This window comes from Kitasatospora sp. NPDC042419 (genome assembly GCF_056437345.1).
Genome location: NZ_JBWKAW010000008.1, coordinates 26,418 through 50,756, shown reverse-complemented (window position 1 = coordinate 50,756; position 24,339 = coordinate 26,418). Strand labels below are relative to the sequence as shown.

At 73.7% G+C, this 24,339-nt stretch carries 19 protein-coding genes; 6 read left to right on the top strand and 13 right to left on the bottom strand.

All coding sequences use genetic code 11. The annotated features are described in order from the left end of the window. Positions 1–212: 212 nt before the first annotated feature. Together AC067J_RS17815 and AC067J_RS17810 are read right to left on the bottom strand one after the other, a co-directional pair. Positions 213–545: a hypothetical protein gene (locus AC067J_RS17815; RefSeq protein ID WP_478300181.1), complete on the bottom strand. Its 333-nt coding sequence runs from the start codon at positions 543–545 to the stop codon at positions 213–215. Between the two features lie 206 nt (positions 546–751). Next, on the bottom strand, positions 752–1,747 hold the full coding sequence (locus tag AC067J_RS17810; protein ID WP_478300180.1) for a 2-hydroxyacid dehydrogenase: 996 nt from the start codon (positions 1,745–1,747) through the stop codon (positions 752–754). A gap of 331 nt (positions 1,748–2,078) precedes the next feature. Here AC067J_RS17810 and melC1 point away from each other — a divergent pair, with 331 nt between their 5' ends. Both melC1 and melC2 read left to right on the top strand, forming a co-directional pair. After that, positions 2,079–2,486: an apotyrosinase chaperone MelC1 gene (gene melC1, locus AC067J_RS17805; RefSeq protein ID WP_478300178.1), complete on the top strand. Its 408-nt coding sequence runs from the start codon at positions 2,079–2,081 to the stop codon at positions 2,484–2,486. 45 nt (positions 2,487–2,531) lie between these two features. Further along, the gene (melC2, locus tag AC067J_RS17800; RefSeq protein WP_478300176.1) at positions 2,532–3,359 is read left to right on the top strand and encodes a tyrosinase MelC2; all 828 of its coding nucleotides are present in this window, start codon (positions 2,532–2,534) and stop codon (positions 3,357–3,359) included. A gap of 184 nt (positions 3,360–3,543) precedes the next feature. Here the strand turns inward: melC2 and AC067J_RS17795 are convergent, their stop codons facing one another. The 7 genes from AC067J_RS17795 to asnB all read right to left on the bottom strand — a co-directional run bounded on the left by AC067J_RS17795 (position 3,544) and on the right by asnB (position 13,822). After that, positions 3,544–4,569: a 6-phosphofructokinase gene (locus tag AC067J_RS17795; protein ID WP_478300175.1), complete on the bottom strand. Its 1,026-nt coding sequence runs from the start codon at positions 4,567–4,569 to the stop codon at positions 3,544–3,546. A gap of 360 nt (positions 4,570–4,929) precedes the next feature. After that, positions 4,930–5,658 (bottom strand): type 1 glutamine amidotransferase, encoded by a 729-nt coding sequence (locus tag AC067J_RS17790; RefSeq protein WP_478300173.1) that lies wholly within the window; start codon positions 5,656–5,658, stop codon positions 4,930–4,932. Positions 5,659–5,710: 52 nt separating this feature from the next. Further along, entirely contained in the window at positions 5,711–6,973 is a 1,263-nt protein-coding gene (locus AC067J_RS17785) for a MurT ligase domain-containing protein (protein ID WP_478300171.1), read from the bottom strand. A 457-nt stretch (positions 6,974–7,430) separates the two neighbouring features. Then, on the bottom strand, positions 7,431–8,864 hold the full coding sequence (locus tag AC067J_RS17780; protein ID WP_478300169.1) for a GNAT family N-acetyltransferase: 1,434 nt from the start codon (positions 8,862–8,864) through the stop codon (positions 7,431–7,433). 102 nt (positions 8,865–8,966) lie between these two features. Further along, a complete protein-coding gene (locus AC067J_RS17775) occupies positions 8,967–10,394 on the bottom strand; it encodes a pyridoxal phosphate-dependent decarboxylase family protein (RefSeq protein WP_478300167.1) in 1,428 nt (475 codons plus the stop codon). A gap of 181 nt (positions 10,395–10,575) precedes the next feature. Next, a complete protein-coding gene (locus AC067J_RS17770) occupies positions 10,576–11,721 on the bottom strand; it encodes a hypothetical protein (RefSeq protein ID WP_478300166.1) in 1,146 nt (381 codons plus the stop codon). Between the two features lie 250 nt (positions 11,722–11,971). After that, positions 11,972–13,822: an asparagine synthase (glutamine-hydrolyzing) gene (gene asnB, locus AC067J_RS17765; RefSeq protein WP_478300164.1), complete on the bottom strand. Its 1,851-nt coding sequence runs from the start codon at positions 13,820–13,822 to the stop codon at positions 11,972–11,974. A 318-nt stretch (positions 13,823–14,140) separates the two neighbouring features. Here asnB and AC067J_RS17760 point away from each other — a divergent pair, with 318 nt between their 5' ends. The 4 genes from AC067J_RS17760 (at position 14,141) to AC067J_RS17745 (ending at position 18,453) form a co-directional block, all read left to right on the top strand. Continuing rightward, the gene (locus AC067J_RS17760) at positions 14,141–14,425 is read left to right on the top strand and encodes a hypothetical protein (protein WP_327683601.1); all 285 of its coding nucleotides are present in this window, start codon (positions 14,141–14,143) and stop codon (positions 14,423–14,425) included. 66 nt (positions 14,426–14,491) lie between these two features. Then, on the top strand, positions 14,492–16,318 hold the full coding sequence (gene glmS / locus AC067J_RS17755; RefSeq protein ID WP_478300162.1) for a glutamine--fructose-6-phosphate transaminase (isomerizing): 1,827 nt from the start codon (positions 14,492–14,494) through the stop codon (positions 16,316–16,318). Positions 16,319–16,702: 384 nt separating this feature from the next. Further along, the gene (locus tag AC067J_RS17750; protein ID WP_042388274.1) at positions 16,703–16,906 is read left to right on the top strand and encodes a cold-shock protein; all 204 of its coding nucleotides are present in this window, start codon (positions 16,703–16,705) and stop codon (positions 16,904–16,906) included. A gap of 323 nt (positions 16,907–17,229) precedes the next feature. Next, positions 17,230–18,453 carry a DEAD/DEAH box helicase gene (locus AC067J_RS17745; RefSeq protein ID WP_478300159.1) on the top strand — a complete coding sequence of 408 codons (1,224 nt, stop codon included), beginning with the start codon at positions 17,230–17,232 and terminating at the stop codon, positions 18,451–18,453. 97 nt (positions 18,454–18,550) lie between these two features. Here the strand turns inward: AC067J_RS17745 and AC067J_RS17740 are convergent, their stop codons facing one another. From AC067J_RS17740 to AC067J_RS17725, 4 genes are all read right to left on the bottom strand, one after another. Then, entirely contained in the window at positions 18,551–20,197 is a 1,647-nt protein-coding gene (locus tag AC067J_RS17740) for an amidohydrolase (RefSeq protein ID WP_478300158.1), read from the bottom strand. Further along, a complete protein-coding gene (locus tag AC067J_RS17735) occupies positions 20,194–21,705 on the bottom strand; it encodes an APC family permease (RefSeq protein ID WP_478300156.1) in 1,512 nt (503 codons plus the stop codon). The genes AC067J_RS17740 and AC067J_RS17735 overlap by 4 nt, the downstream gene beginning before the upstream one ends. Before the next feature lie 151 nt (positions 21,706–21,856). Beyond that, on the bottom strand, positions 21,857–22,765 hold the full coding sequence (locus tag AC067J_RS17730; RefSeq protein ID WP_478300154.1) for an Lrp/AsnC family transcriptional regulator: 909 nt from the start codon (positions 22,763–22,765) through the stop codon (positions 21,857–21,859). A gap of 127 nt (positions 22,766–22,892) precedes the next feature. Then, on the bottom strand, positions 22,893–24,071 hold the full coding sequence (locus AC067J_RS17725) for a serine hydrolase domain-containing protein (RefSeq protein WP_478300152.1): 1,179 nt from the start codon (positions 24,069–24,071) through the stop codon (positions 22,893–22,895). Between the last annotated feature and the right edge of the window lie 268 nt (positions 24,072–24,339).

Genomic DNA, 24,339 nt, shown 5'->3' with positions numbered 1-24,339 from the left:
CAGGGTGGGTCCGGTTCGCCCGTTTTGCTTCGCCGTACAGCCTAGGCGGGCCTTACTCCGGAGCGTCCGGCACCCCCCGTGCGACCGGCTCGGCCGCCCGGCACGAGGGCGTTCCCGCTGCGGCGCCCGGCGGCGAACGCGCCGAGCTCCCGGCAGGCCGGGTCGGGGGGCGAGGGTGGAAGCCGCAGGTCGATCACGACATCACGCACGCCCTAGGGGACGACGATCCGCTCGGTCCTGTTCGCCCCGATCACCTCGATTCCCCTGGTCCCCAGGATGCCGTCCAGCGGCAGGGACACCGTGTAGGGGGCGGTGGCGGGGAGTCCGATGCCGGGCAGCGAGCCGACGACCTCGATGCCCCAGTACTCCGGCCGCACGACGTAGACCAGCGGCGACAGGCGAACCGTCATGTTCAGGTAGGGCATGACCCCGCTGACGACGAGGATGAAGGTGCCCGGAACGATCCCCGGGACGACCCTCGCCTCCTCGAAGCCGATGATGCGCACGGACTCCGGAGCCGGCAGATCCGCGTAGTTCGCCACCATGATCAGTCCTTTCGTCGCTGTGACGTCACCAGTCACTTCGTCGACGCAGACTAGTGGACAATCGCCTACGAACTGCATGTCCAACACGCCCGTGGACCAGGCAGCGGAACGGCCGGGCCGAGCCGCAGAGCCGGCCCACGGCGCCTTCGGCACCGATGGCGCTCGTCGGCCCGTGCGTGTCGGGAGGATGCCGGTTTCCTGTGGTGTCAGCCGCGCGGGACGAGGGTGTTCCCGCTGCGGCGCCCGGCGGCGAAGTCGTCCACGTTGCGGACCGTGGCCGCGATGATCTGGCCGACCGCGGTGCGGGTGAAGTAGGCCTGGTGCGAGGTGACCAGCACCTGCGGGAAGGTGACCAGGCGGGCCAGGGTGTCGTCGGTGATGCCCTGGATGGAGCGGTCGGTGAAGAAGACGCCGGTCTCCTCCTCGTAGACGTCCAGGCCGACGCCGGAGAGCCGGCCGGCCCGCAGCGTCTCGACCAGGGCCGCGCTGTCCACCAGGCCGCCCCGGCTGGAGTTGACCAGGATGGCGTCGTCCTTCATCCGGGCGAGCGCGGCGGCGTCGATCAGGTGGTGGGTGTCGGGCACCAGCGGGACGTGCAGGCTGACCAGGTCGGCGCGGGAGAGCAGCTCGTCCAGCCCGGTGTAGGCCATGCCGAGCTCCTGGCAGGCCGGGTTGGGGGCGAGGTCCCAGCCGAGCAGCTCGGTGCCGAAGCCGTGCGCGATCCGGGCGAAGCACTCGCCGATCTTGCCGGTGCCGATGACGCCGACGGTCATGCCGTGGATGTCGCGGCCGAGGAGGCCGTCGAGGCGGAAGTCGAACTCGCGCGAGCGGCTCGCCGCCCGGGTGAGCCGCCGGTTGACGGCCAAGGCGAGGGTCCAGGCGTGCTCGGCCACGGCGAAGGGGCTGTAGAAGGAGACCCGGGCGATGGTCAGGCCCAGCTCGGCGGCGGCCTCCAGGTCGATGTTGTTGAAGCCGGTGGAGCGCTGGGCGACCAGCCTGGTCCCGCCGGCGGCGAGCAGTGCGAGCGTCTCGGCGTCGAGCTCGGCGTTGACGCTGCTGCTCACGGCCGGGTGGCCGGCGGCGAGCGGGGCGGTGTCGCGGTTGAGGAAGAGGTCGAGGCAGCGCAGCTCGTGCCGGTCCGCGAACGCCTCCTCCAACAGCGGTCGCTCGTCCGCCTGGACGCCGTACGCGAGGATCTTCATCGGCTGCTTCCTTCCCGGCTGGTCCTGGTTCCGGTCCCGGACCGGTGGGCCGGTCCACCGGCCACGCTAGCCGGACGTGACGGGCGTCGCAGTGTGCGGCCCGCCCCCGGCCGGCGGCTCCGCCGCGGCGATCTTTCGGTGTCGACCGAAGTATGACCGGATTCGTGCGCAACCATTCGTACCCCCGCCGATTGGCTGTTCCCTAGGTCAAAAAGCCTTGCGAGCATCGAAACAGGGAGTGCGATCAAGAAATCGCCTCTGATTAACGATTAAACAATCGTTCGTGAACGGTGCCCTAACAACAGTGCGGGGCACCTGAGGGGGTATCACCATGTCCGAAGAGACCCATGCGTCGGAGCTGACGCGTCGCCGGATGCTGCAGGGGGCCGCGGCCGCGCTGACGGTCGCCGCCGGCACCGTCGTGATCGGGGTGGCCGGCCCGGGCGGCGGGTCGGCCACCGCCGCCGACCCCGGCGCGTCCGACACCTTCGACGAGGTCTTCCAGGGGCGCCGCATCCAGGGCCGCCCGGTCGACGGCGGCAGCCACCAGCACGGCGGCGCCGGCACCGGCTACGAGGTGCGGATCGACGGCGACGAGCTGCACATGATGCGCAACGCCGACGGCACCTGGATCAGCGTCATCAACCACTACCAGACCTTCGCGACGCCGCGTGCGCTCGCCCGGGCCGCCGTCAGCGACCTGCAGGGCGCCACGCTCGTCCCGATCGCGACCGCCTGAGTCCGCCCGCCACCCGAACCGCACACCACCACCGAGGGGGGACTCATGGCAGTCCGCAAGAACCAGGCGACCCTGACGGCCCAGGAGAAGCGGGCCTTCGTCAACGCCGTGCTCGCACTCAAGGCGTCCGGCGGCTACGACCCGTTCGTCACCACCCACAACCAGTTCATCGTCAGCGACGTGGACAACGGCGAGCGGACGGGCCACCGCTCGCCGTCCTTCCTGCCGTGGCACCGCCAGTACCTGCTCCAGTTCGAGCGGGCGCTCCAGGCCATCGACCCGAGCGTGAACCTCCCGTACTGGGACTGGACGGCCGACCGCTCGACCACCTCGTCCCTCTGGGACGCGGACTTCCTGGGCGGCAACGGGCGCAGCGGCGACAACCGGGTGACCACCGGGGCGTTCGCCTTCTCCGGCGGCAACTGGCCGCTCAACGTCAACACCGACACCCGGACCTACCTGCGGCGCCAGCTCGGCACCGGGGTGGCCCAGCTCCCGACCCGGGCCGACGTCGAGTCGGTCCTCGCCATCACCACCTACGACGCCGCGCCGTGGAACAGCTCCTCGTCCGGCTTCCGCAACAACCTGGAGGGCTGGCGCGGGGTCAACCTGCACAACCGGGTGCACGTCTGGGTGGGCGGCCAGATGGCCACCGGCGTCTCGCCCAACGACCCGGTCTTCTGGCTGCACCACTGCTTCGTGGACAAGCTCTGGTCGGAGTGGCAGAAGCGCCACCCCGGGGCGACCTACCTGCCGACGTCCGGTACGCCGGACGTGGTCGACCTGAACGAGACCATGAAGCCGTGGAACAACGTCACGCCGGCAAGCCTGCTCGACCACAGCGGCCTGTACACGTACGACACCGGCTTCTGAGGGCGCCGGGCTCCCCGGGGTCCCCGCCGGTCCCCAGGGGCTCCGGAGCCTCCGGGAGTGCCGGGCTCCCTGAATGACTCCTGAACGAAGAACGGCCCCGGCCCCCGAGTGCGCACTCGGGGGCCGGGGCACCGGCCTGCGGGCAGAACGGCAGAACGGCAGAACGGCAGAACGGGCAGGGCGGTCAGATGACCGTCTCGGCCTCCAGGTAGCGGTCGGCCGGTACGGTCTTCAGCTCGGCGACGGCCTCGCCCAGCGGCACCAGGTTGATGTTCGTGCCCTGCAGGGCGGTGATGTGCCCGAACGCGCCCTTGTGCACGGCCTCGATCGCGTGCCAGCCGAAGCGGGTGGCGAGCACCCGGTCGTAGGCGGTCGGGGTGCCGCCGCGCTGGGTGTGGCCGAGGATGACCGGGCGGGCCTCCTTGCCGAGCCGGTGCTCCAGCTCGCGGGAGAGCTGCGTGGCGATCCCGGTGAACCGCTCGTGGCCGTAGATGTCCCTGCTGCCCTCCTCCCAGTGCATGGTGCCGGCCTCGGGCTTGGCACCCTCGGCGCACACGACGATGGCGAACTTCTTCTGCCGGTCGAAGCGCTCGCGGACGACGGCGGTGAGCTTGTCGATGTGGAACGGGCGCTCCGGGACGACGATCGCGTGGGCGCCGGCCGCCATGCCCGCGTTGAGCGCGATCCAGCCGGTGTGCCGGCCCATGACCTCGACCACCATGACGCGCTGGTGCGACTCGGCGGTGGTCTTCAGCCGGTCCAGCGCCTCGGTGGCGACCGAGACGGCGGTGTCGAAGCCGAAGGTGACGTCGGTGCAGGCGATGTCGTTGTCGATGGTCTTCGGCACGCCGACGATGGGCAGGCCCGCGTCGCTCATCAGCTTCGCGGCCTTCAGGGTGCCCTCGCCGCCGATCGGGATCACCGCGTCCAGGCCGAGGTCCGCGCAGTACTGCTTGGCGCGCTCGACGCCGTCGCGCAGGTGGCTCGGCTGCACCCGGGAGGAACCGAGGATGGTGCCGCCCTGGGCGAGGATGCCGCTCACAGAGTCGAGGGTCAGGGGACGGTGGTGGCCCTCCAGGAAACCGCGCCAGCCGTCCTCGAACCCGATGATCTCGTCGCCGTGGTCGACCACCCCCCGGTGGACCACGGACCGGATCACCGCGTTCAGGCCGGGGCAGTCACCGCCGCTGGTCAGCACTCCAATACGCATTGCTTTGCAACTCCCGAGCAGAACCGAGGAACGGCCGGACTACAGGCTGGGACGACGAACCGCCACCGTAACGACCGCCTTCCACGCCGGGTCGACGTGGAGGTGGCCGTCGGGTGAAGGACCGGCCGATTCGGACAGAACATCCGAAACCGGCCGTGGGTGTCGAGCATACGGCCCCTGCGTCCGGCCGGGCAGGAGCCGACGCGGGAGCGGCGCCGTCGGCGCCCCCGCGCGGAAGTGCAGCCTGCTGCCGAGGAGGGTGTGCAGCCGGCAGCCCCATTGTCGTACGTCCGGGCCCGCCCGTGGACCGGGTGCCCGCATGGCGGGCACCCGGTCCGGTGCGAACGGGCCGGGTGCGTACTACGCAGGGCGCGAAGTGGCCGCGATGCGCTCGGTGCGCAGCGCGTCGTACCAGGTGGTGTCGGCCGGCGGCAGGGCGTTGACGTCCAGTGCCAGCTTGATCAGCATGTCCGCGACGGCCGGGTTCCGCGCCATCACGGGGCCGTGCAGGTAGGTGCCGAAGACGGTGTCCCGCCAGGCGCCCTCGGTGCCGTCGCCGGTGCCGTTGCCCCGGCCGGCGGTGACCCGGGCCAGCGGCTGGACGCCCTGGCCGAGGTGGGTGACGCCCTGGTGGTTCTCGAACCCGGTGAGCTGCGGCAGGCCGAGCCGCGGGTCCACGTCGGCGAGCACGTCGCCGACGCACCGGGCGCCCTCGCCGCGGGCGGTCCAGACGTCGAGCAGGCCGAGGCCCGGCTCGCGCTGTCCCAGGTCGTTGATGAACTCGTGGCCGAGGATCTGGTAGCCGGCGCAGACGGCGAAGATGATCGCGCCGTTCTCGGAGGCCCGGACCAGTCCGCTGTCGTTGCGCAGCCGCTCGGCGGCCAGTCGCTGCGGCCGGTCCTCGCCGCCGCCGATCAGGTAGATGTCCCCGCTGGTGGGGACCGCCTGGTCGGAGCGGACGTCGATCCGGGTCACGTTGAGGTGGCGCTGGCGGGCCCGGCGCTCCACGACCAGGGCGTTGCCCCGGTCGCCGTACGTGCTGAGCAGGTCCGGGTAGACCCAGACCACGCGCAGGCTGCTCTCACTCATCCTCGAAGGCCTTCCGTGCGTGACGTGCGTGCTGTGGGCTGCTGGACCGGCATCAGCCGGCCACGACCTTCCGCAGCTGCTGGAAGGCGGTGTAGTTGGCGATCGCCTCGATCCGGCCGGGCGGGGCCATCCGGACGGCCTGCTCCAGCGAGTCCACCACGTGGAACTGCAGCCCGGCGACCTCCAGGCGGACGGCGAGGTCCAGCTTGCGCTGGCCCATCACGAACACCGGGTGCCCGGCGAGGCGCTCGTAGTCGACGTCCCAGAGCCAGGAGGTGTCGGTGCCGTCCGCGTCGAGCGCGTTGACGGAGAGGATGACCGGTGCCGGCGGGCCGTCGATCAGCGAGAAGGTCTCCAGCCAGCCGGCCGGGTTCTTGGCCAGCAGCAGCCTTATGTCGCGGCCCTGGTACTGGACCACGTCGTAGCGGCCGGCCACCGCGGTGACGGACTGCATCCGCTCCAGCGCGACCTGCGGGGAGACGCCGAAGACGGCGGCGACGGCGGCCGAGCTGGTGGCGTTGGCGAGGTTGGCCCGGCCGGGCAGCTGGAGCCGGATCGGCCAGGCGCCGCGCTGCGGGTCGATCACGTGGGTGCCCTGGAGCGCCCAGTGCGGGTTGGGGCGCCGGAAGCCGCACTCCTGGCAGAACCAGTCGTCACCGGGGCGCTGCATCACGCCGCCGCAGGCGGGGCAGGACCAGGCGTCCTCCTTCCACGCCTGTCCGGCGGCCACCCAGACCACCTTCTTGCAGGAGGACGCGGCCCAGGTCACCAGCGGGTCGTCCGCGTTGGCGATCACCACGGCCTCGGTGTCCTGCAGGCCCTCGCGCCACTTCTCGGCCATCATCCGGGTCTCGGCGGCGCGGTCGAGCTGGTCGCGGGAGAGGTTGAGCAGGGCGATGGCCTTGGGGCTGGTGTCCCGGGCGACTCCGGCCAGGTACTTCTCGTCCACCTCGATCACGCCGAAGCGGGCTTCCGAGCCCCCGGCCAGGGCGGAGGTGATGCCGGCCGGCATGTTGGCGCCCAGCGCGTTGGAGACCACCGGGCCGGCGGCGCGCAGTGCCTCGGCGATCAGCCGGGTGGTCGTGGTCTTGCCGTTGGTGGCGCTGACCAGGACCACGTCCAGGTGGTCGGCGAGGGTGGCGAGCAGATCGGGGTCGAGCTTCAGGGCGATCTTGCCGCCGATCACCGAGCCGCTGCCTCGGCCCGCCTTCTGGGAGAGGGCGGCGGCCACCTTGCCGGCCGTGACCGCGATCTTGGCGCGGGCGGGCAGCGAGGCGTCGCGTGCGCCTGTGGGCTCCGATTCGGTGCCTGCCATGCTCAGTGGTTCCTCCTTGCTGCGGCACCGCCCAGGACCGGACAACGGGCCGTGGGGCGGCGGGGACGGGATCAGCCTACCGACTCCGCCACCCGGCTCGGTGCTCCGGACCCCACGCCGCCTGCTGCGACGCCCCCGGGGCCCCGCCCGGGAGGCCCTGACGCGGCGTCAGGATCGGCGGTGTACGGAGGGGCCGTTCGCCGTCGGGGACGCGGTTCCGGCGCCCGCCGGTTCCCGGGCGCCGTCCGGCCCGGCGCACCCGCCCCGGGCCGGACGGCAGGGGTGCCGTCCGGCCCGGGGCGGGTGCGGTCCTTGGTGAGGATGTGGTGAAGAAATGACCTTCCGATTACCGCTTGTTCGCGGGATGCGCAGGTCGGAGGCGGTCCGGGCGAGGATTCCGGGGGTGGGTCCTAGCGGCGCTACCGGCCCCCTACCGGCCCTACCGGCGCTACCGGCCCTACCGGCCCGGCCGGGTCTGCCAGGGCACCGGGAGCTCCTCGGCGGCCTCCGCCAGGTGCGCGGTGATCACCAGGGTGCCCTCGTCGACCTGGTAGTCCAGCGGCGCCGCCAGCTTCCGCATGGTGGCGATCAGCCCGGTGTTGGAGGACTGCGTGACGGCGTACACCGTCTCCACTCCCGCCTCCAGCGCCAGCGCCGACATCCGCCGCATCAGGTCCAGGCCCAGCCCGCGCCGCTGCCAGGCGTCCTCGACCAGCACGGCCACCTCGGCGCTGTCGTCGTCCCACATCAGGTGCCCGAGGGCGACGATCCGGCCGTCGGACGCCTCCACCGCCAGGGTCTGGCCGTGCCGCGGGTCCAGCAGGTGGTTCAGGTACCGGTCGGCGTCCCGGACCGGCCCGTGGTACCGCTTGCGCAGGGTGTCGGGGGAGCAGCGGTGGTGCATCGCCAGCGCCGCCTCCTTGTCGTCGGCGTCCGCGCGCCGCACCGTGAGGTCGGCCCCGGTCGGCACCGTCAGCCGGGCCCGGACGTCCGGCACCCGGGGGCCGAGCAGGGTGTCCAGCTCGACCAGGGCCTGGGCCCGGGCGAACTCGGTCGGCGTGAACGGCAGGTGCGGGCGGGTGAGCTCGATCAGGTCCCCGGACGGCACGGGCAGCCGCATCACGTGCCCGTCCACCCCCGCGGCGGACCGCCCGGCCGCGCCCGGGTACTGCCGGATGCTGCACTGCCCGAACAGCTGCCGCAGCGCGACCGGCAGCTCGGCGGCGTCCAGCGCCGTCCGGGTGGCCAGCGCCAGCACGTGCGTGGGGACGTCCACCAGGTCGTGCGCGTCCGCCGGGTCGGTCCAGATGTCGTGCCCGCCGGCCGCCGCCACCAGCGCGGCCAGCTCCGTGCGGCCGAGCGAGCGCGGCGCGCGGACGAAGAACTCGTCGACGGCGCCCGCCGGCAGCGGGTGGGACTGCATCGAGACGATGTTCACCTGCCGCTCGGCGAAGGCCGTGCAGACCCGGGCCAGACTGCCGGGGGAGTCCTGCACCGTGGTGCGGACCCGCCAGAGCGCGGTCTCCTCGAAGTCGTGCAGCGGGCCCTTCAGCGGCTCCTCCGACGGCGCCCCGCCCGCTCCCGCCGCGCTCGGCGGGGGCGCGTCCGGCCCGGGTGGGCCGTGCAGCTGGTGGCGGTGTGACCACCAGGTGTGGAACAGCGCCGTGGCCAGCAGGGCGACCGCGGAGGCGGCGAGCACCACCGGGCCGTCCGGTCCGTGCAACACGAACTTGGCGACCAGGTCGGCGGCGGTCACCGAGAGGAAGACGGCGGCGAGTTCCACCGTGTCGCGGCGCCAGCGGTGGGTGCGGGCACCGCGCCGCTGGGCACGGGAGGGGGTCGGGTTCCGGTACTGGGCGGTCTCGGTCGTCAGCTGCTCCGTGTGCTCCATGCCATCAATCTGCCGCTTCGGTGTTTCACGATCACGAATCCCCCGTGACCTGACGGTTAATGGTGCCGGCGGACCCCTTCACGACCGCCCCCTCGGGCCCCGTCACGGGTGGCCGGCCCCGTGGGCGGCGGCCCGCACCTCGTCGAGGAGCAGGGCGAGGTCCTCCTCGGTGGTGGCGGCGTTGAGGAGGCAGGCGCGGAGCATCTCGCGGTCGCCGAGGCGGGCGCCGGTGACGAAGACCCGCCCGCGCCGCTGGACTTCGGCCGGCAGCCGGCGGTTGAGCTCGTCGACCGCGGCCTCGTCCAGCCCCGCGGGTCGGAGACGGAACGCCACGATCGAGGTCTGGACCTCCGCCAGCAGCTCGAACTCCTCGTCCGCCGCGACCAGTTCGCCGAGGCGGCGGGCCAGTGCCGTGCACCGGGCGATGTCCGCGGCGACGCCGTCGCGGCCCCGGTGGGCGATGGTCGCCCACACCTTGAGGGCGCGGAACGGGCGGGTCTGCTCGGTGCCGTACTCGGAGAACCAGCCGAGTTCGCCGGCCGCCTCGTCCCGCAGGTAGGAGGGGACGAGGCTGAAGGCGGCGCGCAGCTCATCGGTGTCGCGGACCAGCGCGCAGCCGCAGTCGACCGGGACGCCGAGCCACTTGTGCGGGTCGAGGGCGAGCGAGTCGGCCCGCTCCAGCCCGGCGTAGCGGTGCGCGATCACCGGGTCGAGGACGCCGAACGCCCCGTACGCGCCGTCCACGTGCAGCCAGAGCCGCTCCTCGGCGCAGACGTCGGCGATCGGTCCGAAGGAGTCCACCGCTCCGGTGCCGACCGTCCCGGCGGACGCCACCACCAGGAAGGGCAGCAGCCCGGCGGCCCGGTCGCGGGCGACGGCGGCCCGCAGGTCGGCGGTGTCCAGCAGGCCGTCCGGCCCGGTCGCCACCGTGCGCAGGTGCCGGCTGCCGAGGCCCAGCAGCTCGGCGGCCTTGCGGACGCAGGAGTGGGTCTCGCCGGTGACGTAGCCGACCAGCGGCGGCATCCCGGCCAGGCCGTCCTCGCGGACGTCCCAGCCGGCCTCGCGGGCGGCGCGGTTGCGGGCCGCGGCCAGGCAGACGATGGTCGCCATCGAGGTGCCGGAGGTGAGCAGCCCGCCGCCGGCCGGGTGCGGGAAGCCGACCAGCTCGGCGATCCAGCGGACCACGGCCCGCTCCAGGTGGACGTCGGCGTGGTCGCCGCCCGCCGAGCTCGGGTTCATCGCGGCGGCGGCGAAGGCGGCGAGCACGCCGGCCGGTGCGGGGGCGGAGTTGACCCAGCCGAAGAACCGCGGGTTGCCGTTGCCCATCGGGTACGGCAGCACGTCCCGGCCGACGGCCGCCAGCAGCTCGGCCAGGGGGCGGCCGTCCACCGGCAGCGGTGCGTCCAGCAGGGCGCGGCGGGCGTCGTCGTCCATCGGCTGCCAGACCGGGCGGCCGGGCAGCTCGGCGAGGTGGTCGGCGACCAGGTCGGCGGCGGCGTGGGCGGCGGCGCGGAAGTCCTCAGCGGTCACGGTGGTGCTCCAGCAGGTGGGGGAGGAGGCCTGGTGGCGCGGCGTCCTCGGCGCACCTGGGATCAGTGGGCCGATCGTACGAGAGAGGCCCGCGCCGTGCGGCGCGGGCCCACTACCTGGGACGGAACGGCCCGGCCGGTGCGGCGGGCCGGGGGCCGGAGGTCCGCTCCGGGCGGGCCGGTCAGTCGAGCGAGGCGGAGAGTCCGCCCGCGGAGCGGCAGTAGCCCTGCATCTCCGGGTCGGTGATCTTGGCGCAGAGCCGGCCGGCCGCACCGCCGTCGGTGTAGTTGACCGTGTAGTAGCTGACCAGGCCCTCCGCGCAGGCCTTGCGCTGCCAGCCGTCGGCGGCGGTGGCGCACTGCTGGGCGGCCCAGTCCTCGCGGTCCAGGTTGTACTTCATGGTGCGCGAGCCGACCCCGCGGCTGCAGTCCACCGACCCGCCGCCGGCCTTGCCGTTGAGGCACCACTTCAGGGCCTCGGCGTACACCTCGGGGTGGTTCGGGTAGTCGTGAGAGGAGAGGTAGAAGGTCGGCGCGTAGAAGAAGCAGGCCGACTGGAACAGCGACGGCTGCTCCTTGCACGGGTAGAGCGGGTCCTGGGCGAGCTTGTCGGCGGGCAGGTTCGCCTTCGCCTTCTCGTCCTCCTCGTCCGGTCCGAAGAGCTGCATGAACAGGCCCTCCGAGCAGCGGATCCGGTTCTGGTCGGTGGTGAACTTGTTGCACAGGTCGCGCGCCTTGGCCACGTCCTGCTTGGCGACGAACATGGTGCCGTGGCCGACGCCGTGGATGCACGGGCCGCTGTTCTTGGGCGCGCAGAGCTTGAGCAGGTCCGTCTCGGGCTGGGCGGAGGCGTTCAGCATCTCCTCGACCGCGCCGTGCAGGTAGCCGGCGGCGCAGGTCTCGTGCGGGAAGGAGATGACCTTCTGGAAGTCGGCGTTGAACCGCTTGACCGCCGCGTGTCCGAGCTCGTGCGCGATCGGGTGGCAGAACCGCACGGTGTACGGCAGCTGCTTGGTGATCCGGTCGAGGTCGGCCAGCGCGACGCCGGGGTCGGTGGACTCCATCTCGGCCATCAGCTTGTTGCGCAGCGTCGAGCGGGTCCACACCGCCGGGTCCCCGGTCGGGGTGGCGCTCGCGGCCGGCTGCGCGGTCCCGGCGGGCGCGGCCCCGGCCGTGCCGTCCGCGGTGTTCGCTCCGGCGCTCCCCGGGGCGGCCGGGCCGACCGCCGCGGCGACCTGGTCGGGCGTCCAGTCGGTGACGGCCACCGACCCCAGGCCCAGGACCCCCAGCAGCAGGGCGGTGAGAATCGCGAAGGCTCGCGGTTGCATGGCGGAGATCCCCCGGCGGATCGAGACGGACGGGTCGCTCCCCATCCTGACGGCACGGGCGTGGGATTCCGCGTTTTCGACCGCCATTCGGGAGGTGTCGGCGACGCTATCGCACGTCCTGCCCGGTCAACGAGGCGGGATGGCCCCGGTCACCGGCCCACCTCCGGCCCACCTCCGGCCCACCTCCGGCCCGTCCCCGGCCGGACGGCGCAGCGGGTGCGGTGCGCCGTCCGGGGGAACCGACGGGGGGTCAGAGTTCGAGCGAGACCTGGTACTCCGTCAGCCAGGCGTTGAGGTCGAGCGCCAGGTCGACGGCCAGCCGGACCGACTGCGGGTCGGTGTCCGGCGCGAGCGCGTCGGCCAGCCCCCGCCGGTCCAGGAGGTCGAGCACCGGGGCGCCGGGGGAGCCGGTCAGCTCGGCGAGCTCGCTGCGGAGCATCTCCGGGTAGTGCGGGTCCTGCACGCTCGGGTAGGGGGCCTTCGCCCGGTCGGCGATCTCGGCCGGCAGCACGTTCCGGACGGCGGCGCGCAGCAGGCTCTTCTCCCGGCCGTCGAAGTGCTTCATCGACCACGGCGTGTTGAAGACGTACTGCACCAGCCGGTGGTCGCAGAACGGCACCCGCACCTCCAGCCCGGTGGCCATGCTCATCCGGTCCTTGCGGTCCAGCAGGATGCAGACGAAGCGGGTCAGGTTGAGGTACGAGATCTCCCGCATCCGCCGCTCGAACGGGTCGGCGTCCGGCAGGTGCGGCACTTCGGCGAGCGCCTCCCGGTACCGGACGTGCCGGTAGCCGGCCAGGTCGAGCTTGCCGAGCAGTCCCCGGTCGAGCAGCTGTTCGCGCGGGCCCGCGCCGGCCCCGCCGAGCCCGGTCAGCGAGGCCGCCCAGGGGAAGTCGTCGGCGTTCACGGCCTTCGGGTCGTGGAACCAGCTGTACCCGCCGAACAGCTCGTCCGCCGACTCGCCGGACAGCGCCACCGTCGACTGCATGCGCACCCCCTTGAAGAGGAGCAGCAGGGAGGTGTCCATGTCGCCGAAGCCGCCCGGCAGGTCCCGGGCGCGCAGCGTGGCGAGCCGGTGCGCCCGGTCGGTGAGGGCGTTGCTGTCCAGCTCGATCACCCGGTGGTCGGCGCCCACGTACCGGGCGAGCAGCGCGGCGTACGGGCCGTCCGGCGTGGAGCGGACCGCGTCCGCGTGGAAGTGCTCGCTCTGCCCGGCGAAGTCGACCGCGAAGGAGCGGACCGGTCCGGCGCCCGCCGCGCGCAGCGCCTTGGCGGCCAGCGCGGTGACGGCGCTGGAGTCGAGGCCGCCGGAGAGCAGCGAGCAGAGCGGCACGTCGGCGTCCAGCTGGCGGTGGACGATGTCGTCGAGCAGCGCCCGGACGGTGGCGACCGTGGTGGCGAGGTCCTGGGTGTGCTCGCGCGCCTCCAGCGCCCAGTAGCGGCGGACGGTGACGCCGGTGCGGCGGACCCGGACCACGTGGCCGGGCCGGACCTCCACGATGCCCCGGTACGGGGTGAGGCCCGGGGTCCTGGCCAGGGCCAGCAGCTCGCGCAGCCCGTCCAGGTCGACGACCGCGGGCACCCGCGGGTGGGCGAGCAGGGACTTCGGCTCGGAGCCGAAGACCACGCCGTCCGGGGTGGGGTGGTAGTGCAGCGGCTTGACGCCCATCCGGTCGCGGACCAGCACCAGCTCCTCGCTGCGGGCGTCCCACACCGCGAAGGCGAACATGCCGTTGAGCCGCTCGGCGAGGTGCTCGCCCCACTCCAGGTAGGCGTGCAGCACCACCTCGGTGTCGCTGCGGGTGCGGAAGCGGTGGCCGGCGGCCTCCAGTTCGGCGCGCAGTTCGCGGTGGTTGTACACCTCCCCGCTGTAGGTGAGGGCGGCCAGCGTCCGGCCGTCGTGCTCGACCGTCATCGGCTGGACGCCGCCCTCGACGTCGATCACGGCGAGGCGGCGGTGGCCGAGCGCGGCGTGCCGCTCCAGGTGGACCCCGCCGGCGTCCGGGCCGCGGCAGACCTGGGTGGCCGTCATGGCGTCGAGCACTGGACGTTCCAGGGTGAGGTCGCGGTCGTAGGCGACCCATCCGGTGATCCCGCACATCAGCAAGCCTCCGGTTCTTCCGACACGAATCTCCGAGACGAATCCGGTGTCCTGATCCGTCTCCCCCGATGCGTAGGCGGGGAATCACGCTACGTGGTGGTGCGTATCCCTACAAGGGCGTGTCGGCGGGGTCCGGCGCCGTCCGCCGCCCGCGCGCCCGGTCGTTCGCCCGTCCGGCCGCCTTCCGGTACGGGCGCCCGTTCGACGGTCGGATCCGTGCCCGAATCGGGGTGGGTGTGAGCCGGATGCCGCGATATCTGCCCGAATTCGGGCAGGATCTTTGATCTCGGTGCCGGGCGCGGCCTAGGCTCCCCACTCGTGTCCAGCTCACCCGGTCCCTCGCACCCTCACGAAGACCTGCTCGCCCACCTCACCCGGACCAGCCCGCTCGGGCCCCGCGAGGCGGCGCGGGTGGTGGCGGAGGTGCTGGCCTACTTCTCCGAGACCACCGAGGAGTACGTCCGCCGCCGCCACGGCGAGCTGCAGGCACGCGGCCTGACCAACGAGAGGATCTTCGCCCGGCTCGCCGAGGAGCTCCCCGCCCGCCGCGTCGCGGCCCCCGGGCTCTCCGCCCGGCAGCTGCGCCGGATCGTCTACGGCTGACGGCCCCACCCTCGGGCCGACCCCGCCCCGCCCCTCCCCTCCTACTGCGTTCAAGGAGTCCACCCCATGTGCGGAATCGTGGCCTACATCGGCCCCAAGGATGCGACCCCCTTCCTGCTGGAGGGCCTGGCCCGGCTGGAGTACCGCGGCTACGACTCGGCCGGCGTCGCCGTCGCCGGGCGCACCGGCGGGATCAAGCTCCGCAAGGTCAAGGGCAGGGTCGCCGACCTCGCCGCCGCCGTCCCGGCCCGCTTCAAGGGGTCCACCGGCATCGGCCACACCCGCTGGGCCACCCACGGGGTGCCCAGCGACGCCAACGCCCACCCGCACCTGGACAACGCCGAGCGGATCGCCGTCGTCCACAACGGCATCATCGAGAACGCCGACGAACTGCGGGCCAAGCTCGCCGCCGACGGTGCCGTCTTCCGCTCCGAGACCGACACCGAGGTGCTCGCCCACCTGATCGCCGCGCACGCCGCCCAGGGCGTGGAGCTGGAGGAGGCCGTCCGCGCCGCCCTCGGCATGGTCGTCGGCACCTACGGCATCGCCGTCCTCGACGCCGAGCAGCCCGACCGGATCGTGGTCGCCCGCAACGGCAGCCCGATCGTGCTCGGCATCGGCGAGAAGGAGATGTTCGCCGCCTCCGACGTCTCCGCCCTCGTCCGCTACACCCGCCAGGTCGTCCACCTGGAGGACGGCGAGCTGGCCACCGTCCGGGCCGACGGCTTCCGCACCTTCACCGAGGACGCCCGCACCACCCACCGCCAGCCGTCCACCGTCGACTGGGAGATCGACTCCTACGACACCGGCGGCTTCGCGCACTACCTGCTCAAGGAGATCCACGAGCAGCCCGGCACGGTCGAGCGCACCCTGAGCGGCCGGCTCGACGAGCGGTTCGCCACCGCCCACCTCGGCGGCCTCAACCTCGACGCCCGGGAGCTGCGCGAGATCCGCCGGGTCAAGATCCTCGGCTGCGGCTCCGCCTACTACGCCGGCGAGATGGGCGCCCAGCTGATCGAGGAGCTCGCCCGCATCCCCGCGCACAGCGAGCCCGCCTCCGAGTTCCGCTACCGCAACCCGGTCATCGAGGCCGACACCCTGTACATCGCGGTCAGCCAGTCCGGCGAGACCTACGACACGCTCGCCGCCGTCCAGGAGGTCAAGCGCAAGGGCGGGCGGGTGCTGGGCGTCGTCAACACCGTCGGCAGCGCGATTGCCCGCGAGTGCGACGGCGGCATCTACCTGCACGCCGGCCCGGAGATCTCGGTCGCCTCGACCAAGGCGTTCACCTCCACGGTCGTCGCCTTCGCCCTGATCGCCCTGCACTTCGGCCGCATCCACGACCTCTCGCCCGCCGACGGCCGCCGCATCGTCACCGCCCTCAAGGCGCTCCCCGACCAGATCCGCGAGATCCTCGCCCAGAGCGATGCCATCGCCGAACTCGCCGGCCAGTACGCGGAGTCCGAGGGCATGATGTTCATCGGCCGGGTCCGCGGCTTCCCGGTGGCCCGCGAGGGCGCGCAGAAGCTCAAGGAGATCTCCTACGTCCACGCCGAGGCGTACCCCGCGAGCGAGCTCAAGCACGGTCCGCTGGCCCTGATCAGCCCCGAGCTGCCGACCGTCGCGCTCGTCCCGGACGACGAGCTCCTCGACAAGAACCTCACCACCCTCGGTGAGATCAAGGCCCGCTCCGGCCGGGTGCTCGCCGTCGCGCACCGCCGCCCCGAGGCGAAGCTGGCCGACCACTGCATCCTGGTGCCCAAGAGCGAGCCGGAGCTCGACCCGCTGCTGCTCAACATCCCGCTCCAGCTGCTGGCGTACCACGCCGCGGTCGCGCTGGGCCGGGACGTCGACCGGCCCCGCAACCTGGCCAAGAGCGTGACGGTCGAGTAGCCGGCGCGCCGGTCCGGGGCCGCGTGTGCCCCGTCCATGGCCCGCGCGGGCCCGCGCTGGGCCTGTACGGGGCCTGTACGGGGCCTGTACTGGGCCTGTACGGGGCCGGAGTTCCCGGGGGTGCCGACACGTGTCGGCACCCCCGGGAAGAAAAAACCGCCGTTTTCCCCCGGGACCTGCTACAGTCGATGTCAGTTGCAGTTTTGGTTCCCATGAACTTTGTGTGCGCCTGTCGGTTGTAACGGCTGGCGCATTTTTTCTTTCCCCTGATTTTCCCCGGATTTCTTCGGATTTTCTCGGATCTTCTTCGGGTGGGCACTCTGGCGGCGACGCGGAACCTGCGAGGTGCGGGTTCCGGGAATTGCCCTTTCAAGGAGAATTTTTATGGCTAATGGCACTGTGAAGTGGTTCAACGCGGAGAAGGGCTTCGGCTTCATCGAGCAGGAGGGTGGCGGCCCGGACGTCTTCGCCCACTACTCGAACATCAACGCCCAGGGCTTCCGTGAGCTGCTCGAGGGCCAGAAGGTCGAGTTCGACGTCACGCAGGGCCAGAAGGGCCCGCAGGCGGAGAACATTCGCCCCCTGTAGTACCACCCGCTGAGCGGCTTTCCGCCGAACAGCACGGGCCTGCACTGCGCTACCGCTCGGTGCAGGCCCTTCGGCATTTCCGGACGGCGCGCGGTCGGCGCCGGTGAGCGCGAGCGCGGCGAGGAGGCTCTGCCATGGTGGACTCCAGGGGACCCTCCGGCGCAGGCCCCGTCCCCTCCGCGACCGGGCCGGCACCCGGCCCCGGACCCCGGCCCCGGCCGACGCCGCGGCCCCCGGGCACGCCCCGGCCCCCGCTCACCCCGGGCCTCCCGGCCACGCCCCGGCCGCCGCGCGGACCGGCACAGCCCGGCCCGTTCGCCCGGATGGGCCTGCCGGACGCGCTCGCCCGGGTCCTGACCCGGCAGGGCATCACCGAACCCTCCGCGATCCAGGCGGCGACCCTCCCGGCCGCGCTGGCCGGCCGCGACGTCCTCGGCCGCGGCCGCACCGGCTCCGGCAAGACCCTGGCGTACGGGCTCCCGCTGCTCGCCCGGACGGCGGGCCGCTGCGCCGAACCGGGCCGCCCGGTGGCGCTGGTCCTCGTCCCCACCCGCGAACTCGCCCAGCAGGTCGGCGACGCGCTGCGGCCCTACGCCCTGGCCGCCAGGCTGCGGCTGACGGCGCTGGTGGGGGGCCTGCCGGTGCACCATCAGGCGCTGGCGCTCAAGCGGGGCGCCGAGGTCGCCGTCGCCACCCCCGGCCGGCTGGCGGACCTGGTCCGGCGCGGCGACTGCGCGCTCGACGGCGTCGCCGTCACCGTCGTCGACGAGGCCGACCAGATGGCCGAGCTGGGCTTCCTCCACGAGGTCACCGAGCTGCTCGGCCGGGTCGGCGCCGACGGCCAGACCATGCTCTACTCCGCGACCCTGGACCGGGGCGTCGACCGGCTGGTCGAGCGGTTCCTCCGGGACCCGGTCAGCTTCGCGGTGGATCCGCCGACCGACGCGGTGGACACCATGGAGCACCACGTCCTGTACGTCCGGCAGCCGGACAAGCGCTCGACCGTCACCCACATCGCCTCCCGGGCCGGGGCGTCGATCATGTTCGCCGAGACCCGGGACACCGCCGACCGCACGGTCGAGGACCTGCTGGCGGGCGGCGTCCGGGCGGCCGCGCTGCACAGCGGCAAGTCGCAGCCGCAGCGCACCCGGACCCTGGAGCAGTTCCGCGCCGGCGTGGTCACCGCGCTGGTCGCCACCAACGTCGCCGCCCGGGGCCTGCACGTCGACGGCCTCGACCTGGTCGTCAACATCGATCCGCCGAGCGACCCCAAGGAATACCTGCACCGCAGCGGTCGGACCGCGCGGGCCGGCGCCACGGGCACCGTGGTCACCCTGGTGCTGCCCGGCGAGCGCCGGGACACCGCCCGGATGCTCACCGCCGCCGGGGTCACGCCCGCCTGTGCGCAGGTGCGGCCCGGCAGCGAGGAACTCAGCCGGATCACCGGCGCCCGGCCGCCGAGCGCCGTGCCGGTGACGGTCCCCGACCCGGTGCCCGAGGAGCCGCCCCGGTGGGGGCCGGCGGCCCGGCGGACGGTCGGACGCTGACCGTCACCGCCCCCGACGGGGCGGACCCGGGCGCGGCGGGCCCGGGCCGGCCGGGTTACGGCGGGCGGGCCTCCGGGCACACCCGGAGGCCCCGGTCTCAGCCCGCGCGGTGGACCACCTCGCCGCCGACCACCGTCAGGTCGACCCGGGCGTCCAGGAACGCCTTCGGGTCCACGGCGAAGAGGTCCTCCGAGAACAGCACCAGGTCGCCGAGCTTGCCCGGAGTGATCGAGCCCAGCCGGTCCTCCAGGAAGTTGGCGTGGGCGCTGCCGAGGGTGTAGCCGCGCAGCGCGTCGGCCAGCGGGACGGTCTCCTCGGGCACCCACGCCTCCCCGCCGGCCAGCCCCTGCCGGGTGACCGCCGTGTAGAGGCCGACCAGCGGGTCCATCTCGGCCACGTTCCAGTCGCTGGAGAACGCCAGCACCGCGCCCGCGTCCCGCAGGCTGCGCATCGGCCAGGCCTTCGACCAGCGCCGCTCACCGACCGCCTCGGCCCAGTCGCGGCCGGGCCCGGCGATGTCGGGCGAGCAGTGCCGGGGCTGCATGCAGGCGACCACGCCCAGCCCGGCGAAGCGGGGCACGTCGGCCGGGTCGAGGCACTCGACGTGCACCACCTGGTGCCGGGCGTCCCGGGGGCCGTTGACCCGCCGGGCGTGCTCGACGGCGTCCAGCACCGTACGGATGCCCCGGTCGCCCGTGGCGTGCACGAAGGCCTGGAAGCCCGCCGCGTCGAGCCGCGCCAGCACCTCGGCGAACTCCCCGGCCGGGTAGAAGGTCTCGCCCCGGTGGCTGTGGTGGCCCGCGTACGGCTCCAGCAGGGCGGCGGTGTGCGGCTCGACCACGTCGTCGATGTACAGCTTCAGCGGGCCGACCCGGAAGCGGTCGGTGTCGTGCCGGCGGGCCGCGGCCGCGAACTCGGCCAGGTCCGCGTCGGTGGTGCCGCGGGGGTGGAAGAGCGCGGCGACCAGGCGGGACCGCAGCCGGCCCTCAGCGATGGCCCGCTCGAACAGGGCCAGGTCGTCCAGCGAGTTCTGCGGCTCGACGACGGTGGTCAGGCCGTACCGGGTCGCCAGGTCGAGGCTGGCGCAGAGCCGGCCGTACTGGCGGTCCGGCGCGGCCCAGGGCACCCCGGCGGCGCGCAGCGCCCGGTGGCCGTCGCGGGAGAGGCCGCGGACCGCGAAGTCGGTGAGGAACCCGGTGGGCTCGCCGGTGGCCGGGTCCTTCCGGACGGTGCCGAAGGCGAGCTCCTCGGTCCGTGCGGTGATGCCGAGGCGGCGCAGGGCGGCGGTGTTCAGCCAGGCGGTGTGCACGTCGTAGCTGAGGACGAAGGCGGGCCGGTCGCCGGTGAACGGGTCGAGGTCGGCGGCGGTGGGCATCCGCCCGCCGGCGATGGCGGAGTAGTCGAAGGCCTCGGCCTCGATCCACTCGGCGTCGGGGTTGCGGCGCAGCCAGTCGGCGATCCGGCGGCCGATCTCCGGCAGGTCGGCGGCCCCGGCGAGCTGGACGCAGGCCGCGTCGGAGCCGAGCCGGACGTGGTTGTGGCTGTCGATGAAGCCGGGTGCGAGCAGCCGGCCGCGGGCGTCGACCACCTCGGTGCCGGGGCCCGCCAGGTCGCGCCAGCCGTCGCCGTCGCCGACCCAGGCGATCCGCCCGTCCCGGACGGCGACGGCCTCGGCGCGGGGGCGCCGGTCGTCGACGGTGTGGACGTGGGCGTTGTGGACGATCAGTTCGGCGGGGCGGTTCACGGGTGCTCCGGGGTGCTGGTGGCGGTGCTTGCGCCGGTGGCGGACGCGGTGGCGGGGGATGCGGTGGCGGCGGCGGTGGCGGACGCGGGGGTGCGGGTGGCGGGGGGCTCGGCGGCGGGTGACCGGAACGCGGGTTCCTGGTCGGCGGGGAGGCTGAGCACCCAGTGGGTGGCGGAGCGCGGGCGCAGGTAGGCGAACCAGTAGAGGACGCCGGCGGCCAGCACCGCGAGGGTGATCAGCAGGTCGCGCGCGGACTGCCGGGTGAGCGTGTAGCCCAGGACCACGGTGGTGAGGACGGGCGCGAGCGGCCAGAGCGGCATCCGCCAGGCGTCGGTGGAGCGGTGGCGGCCGCGCCGGGCGGCGAGCGCGGCCACGCCGAGCAGCAGGTAGATCACGGCGACCACCACGCCCGTGAAGCCGAGCAGCGCGTCGATCGGCACGGTCAGCGCCAGCACCGCGCCGGGCAGGCCGATGGCCAGGGTGGCGACCCAGGGCGAGCCCCAGCGCGGGTGCAGGGTGCCGAGCGCGCGGTTGACCGGGTCGGGCCAGGTGCGGTCGCGGGCCGAGGCGTAGAGCACCCGGCCGTTCTGGATCACCATCACGATGACGGCGTTGAGGATGGCGGCCGCGATGCAGAGGCTCACGAAGGTGCCGACGCCGCTGCCCGCCCAGTCGTCGACGACGGCGACGAGGTCGCCCGCCGCCAGCTGGTCCGGCGAGGCGACGCCCAGGCAGATCGCCACGACCGGCAGGGTGATCACCAGGACCCCGGCCAGCAGGGACCAGAGCACCGTCCGGGCGACCGAACGGCGCGGGTCGCGCAGGTCCTCGGAGAGGTAGACCGCCGTGCCGAACCCGTTGTACGTGAAGATGGCGACGGCCAGTCCGGAGATCAGCAGGCCCGCGGTGAACGGCGAGGTGCCGCCCTGCCCGTCCGGGACCACCGCGTGCACCAGGGTGGACACCGGCTGGCGGACGTGGGTCAGGCCGAGCACCGTGACGACCGCGGCGGCGAGGACCTCCAGCCCGAGGAAGGCGCCGGTGATCAGGGCGTTCGACTTGATGTCCAGGACGCCGACGGCGACCGCCACGCACATCACCAGGGCGCCGGCGACGGCCGGGTCCACGGTGAGGACGGAGCCCAGGTACCCGGCCGTGCCGAGCGCGATGATCGGCGGGATCACCAGCAGCGAGACGATCGAGATCACGAAGACCAGCCACCCGGCCAGCCGCCCGAGCACCTGCCCGACGATCGAGTACTCGCCGCCCGCGCTGGGCACCAGGGTGCCGAGCTCGGCGTAGCAGAGGCCGACCCCGAGCGAGAGCACCGCGGCGACCAGCAGGCTGATCACCGCGCCGCTGCCCTGCGACTGGAGCAGCGGCGGGACGACGATGAAGAGCGACGACGCGGGCGTGACACAGGACAGGGTCAGCAGGACCCCGCCGAACACGCCCAGCGAGCGCGGCAGCGCCGAGACCTGGGGCGGAGGGGGAGGGGAGGACGCCATCGGGGACCGGACTCTCTCGCGGGGGAAGGTGTCCGGCCATTGAAGGGTGGCGAAAAGAACGCGTCAAGAATGTTCAGGCATCGTTTCACCTGTCATTTGTGTGATGGCCTGCGAATCATTCGCACGAGAGAGGTCCTGGGGAGTCGATCGCCTAGCCGACGGGCAGATCGTAGGTGTAGGACTCCTTCACGATGTCCAGGTGCATCCACGTCTCGGAGCGGGTGACGCCGGGCAGCGCGCGCACCGCCTCCAGCCCGGTGAACAGCTCGGCGCGGTCCGGCGCGTCCAGGCCGCAGACCACGTCGAAGCGCCCGTAGCCGGTGGCCACGTAGTTCACCCCCGGCAGCGCGGCCGCCGCCTCCGCCACCGCCCGGGCCGGCCCCCGGACGCCCAGACCGACCCCGGCCGCCTCCCGGACACCGACCGCACGCGACTCCACCAGCCCGGTCACATGGACCGCGCCCACCTCCAGCAGGCGCAGCACCCGCGCCCGGGTCGCCGGCTGGGAGAGGCCGATCCGCTCGGCCAGCGCGGCGAAGCTGGCCCGCCCGTCCAGCTGCAGCAGCCCGAGCAGCCGACGGTCGGTCGAGTCCAGCTCGGGCGGCGGCCCCGCCGGGACGCCCGCCACCTCGGGCGAGTACGCGTCCCGGACCAGCTCGGAGCAGCGGAACACCTCCAGCCCGCGCACCCCTGGCACCGCTCGCAGCGCCGCGAACTCGCGCTCCAGCGCGGCCTCGTCGGCGACCCTGACCTCCGCGATCACGCTCTGCGGGCCGGCCGTGCAGGACACGAAGCTGGCCGCCCGCCGCCCGGCCGCCATCGCCGCCACCGGGCGGCCCGGCCCGGCCACGTCCAGCGACACGTGGGCCACCGCCTCGATGCCGGCGACCGAGGGCGGCACGATGCCGACGATCCGCACCTCGCCGCGCTGGAGCAGCCGCTGCACCCGGGCTCGGGCCGCCTCGCGCGAGATGCCGAGCAGCTCGGACAGCCGTTGGTAGCTGACCCGGCCGTCCCGTTGCAGCTCGCGGACGAGGGCGGCGTCGGTGGTGTCGAGCACGCGGGGCTCCTGGGGGCTGGGCGGGGGAGTCCCGGCAATCTACCCCGCCCGCCCGCCGGTCCCGCTCGTGCTGTGCGCATCGCGCGTGCTGCCCGCGTTGCCCGTGCTGTCTCGTGCCGTCCGCGGGTCAGCCGGTCGTGGCGCCTCGTACGGCCGCCGCGGCCCGGACGGTGGCCGCGGCCAGGCGGTGGTTCTCCGGGGCACCGCCGCCGCCACCGGGGCTGAAGCTGCGGCGGGTGTAGCTGTAGGCGATGCCGCTGCGCGGGTCGGCGAAGGACTGGGCGCCCACCGCGCCACTGTGCCCGAACGCCTCCGGCCCGAGGAACGGGTAGCGGGAACTCTGCGCCTCGAAGCCGAGGCCGAAGTGGTCCTGCTCGCCCGTCACCAGGTCGGTGCCGGGGGTGCGGACCGGCCCGAACTCGGCGATCGTCCCGGCGGTGAGCAGCGGCGGCCGCCCGTCCACCCCGTGCGCCGCCGCCGCGTACATCGCCGCCAGCCCGCGCGCGTTGCCGACCCCGCCGGAGGAGGCCGGGCCCTGGGCGCGGACCGAGCGGGTGTTGCCGAACTCCACCAGGTCGGTGGGCCGGGCGGCGTTCAGGTTGAAGGCGATTCCGGTGAGGCTGTCGGGCGCGGGCCCCTCGGTCGGCCCGCCTTCGGCCTGCCCGCCCGGGGCGGGCCGGGCAGGACGCACCGGCAGGTAGCGCGGCTCCAGCTCGGCGGGCAGTCCGAGATGGAAGTCCAGCCCGAACGGCGCCCTGACCCGCTCCTCGAACAGCTCCTGGAGCGAGCGGCCGGTCCGCCGGCGGACCACCTCGCCGGTCAGCGCGCCGATCACGAAGGCGTGGTAGCCGTACGCGGTGCCGGGCTCCCAGTACGGCTTCTGCCGGGCCAGCCGGTCGGCGAGCCGGCGGTCGTCCGCCAGCTCCTCCGACGTGAACCCGCCGTCGACGCCGATCAGCCCGGCGCGGTGCTCCAGCAGCTGCCGCAGGGTCACGCCCGACTTGCCCTCCGCGGCGAACTCCGGCCAGTACCGCGCCACTTCCTCGTCCAGGCGCAGCACGCCCTCCTGCACCAGCAGTGCCACCACCAGGTGGGCCGCGCCCTTGGCCGAGGAGTAGAGGGCGAACAGCGAGTCGCCCGAGACGCCCTCGCCGGCCCAGAGGTCGACCACCCGGCGCCCGTCCAGGTGGACGGCCAGTTGCGCGCCGCCTTCCTCCGGCTCGGCGGCGACGACGGCGGCGAACTCCGCCCGCACCTCCTCGAACCCGGGCGCGACGCTCCCGTTCACACCGGCACTGCCGGACATGGCTCCCCCTCGGCTGCTGACTGCTGACTGCTGACAGATGACAGATGACAGATGACTGACGGATGCACGGGCCGTGATCATCGGCCTGCCGCTCCGTCAACCGCGCCCGGGGCGTGTTGATTCCGGCGTCGACGAGGGGATTCCTTACCGGCTCCACCGGTCCGGCCCGGCTCGGTTCGGCCCGGCTCGGTTCGGCTCGGTCCGGTCCGGCCCGGGCGGCCGCACCGCGTGAGTGCGCGGGTGCGGGCCGCCCGGGCCGGGGGGCGGG

What these genes read in the sequence shown, in the direction of transcription:
- AC067J_RS17750 (WP_042388274.1), top strand. Translation starts at nt 16,703, where the DNA reads ATGGCTAATGGCACTGTGAAGTGGTTCAACGCGGAGAAGGGCTTCGGC.
- AC067J_RS17770 (WP_478300166.1), bottom strand. Translation starts at nt 11,721, where the DNA reads ATGCAACCGCGAGCCTTCGCGATTCTCACCGCCCTGCTGCTGGGGGTC.
- AC067J_RS17815 (WP_478300181.1), bottom strand. Translation starts at nt 545, where the DNA reads ATGGTGGCGAACTACGCGGATCTGCCGGCTCCGGAGTCCGTGCGCATC.
- AC067J_RS17785 (WP_478300171.1), bottom strand. Translation starts at nt 6,973, where the DNA reads ATGGCAGGCACCGAATCGGAGCCCACAGGCGCACGCGACGCCTCGCTG.
- glmS (WP_478300162.1), top strand. Translation starts at nt 14,492, where the DNA reads ATGTGCGGAATCGTGGCCTACATCGGCCCCAAGGATGCGACCCCCTTC.
- AC067J_RS17745 (WP_478300159.1), top strand. Translation starts at nt 17,230, where the DNA reads ATGGGCCTGCCGGACGCGCTCGCCCGGGTCCTGACCCGGCAGGGCATC.
- AC067J_RS17810 (WP_478300180.1), bottom strand. Translation starts at nt 1,747, where the DNA reads ATGAAGATCCTCGCGTACGGCGTCCAGGCGGACGAGCGACCGCTGTTG.
- melC2 (WP_478300176.1), top strand. Translation starts at nt 2,532, where the DNA reads ATGGCAGTCCGCAAGAACCAGGCGACCCTGACGGCCCAGGAGAAGCGG.
- AC067J_RS17790 (WP_478300173.1), bottom strand. Translation starts at nt 5,658, where the DNA reads ATGAGTGAGAGCAGCCTGCGCGTGGTCTGGGTCTACCCGGACCTGCTC.
- asnB (WP_478300164.1), bottom strand. Translation starts at nt 13,822, where the DNA reads ATGTGCGGGATCACCGGATGGGTCGCCTACGACCGCGACCTCACCCTG.
- AC067J_RS17795 (WP_478300175.1), bottom strand. Translation starts at nt 4,569, where the DNA reads ATGCGTATTGGAGTGCTGACCAGCGGCGGTGACTGCCCCGGCCTGAAC.
- AC067J_RS17735 (WP_478300156.1), bottom strand. Translation starts at nt 21,705, where the DNA reads ATGGCGTCCTCCCCTCCCCCTCCGCCCCAGGTCTCGGCGCTGCCGCGC.
- AC067J_RS17780 (WP_478300169.1), bottom strand. Translation starts at nt 8,864, where the DNA reads ATGGAGCACACGGAGCAGCTGACGACCGAGACCGCCCAGTACCGGAAC.
- melC1 (WP_478300178.1), top strand. Translation starts at nt 2,079, where the DNA reads ATGTCCGAAGAGACCCATGCGTCGGAGCTGACGCGTCGCCGGATGCTG.
- AC067J_RS17725 (WP_478300152.1), bottom strand. Translation starts at nt 24,071, where the DNA reads ATGTCCGGCAGTGCCGGTGTGAACGGGAGCGTCGCGCCCGGGTTCGAG.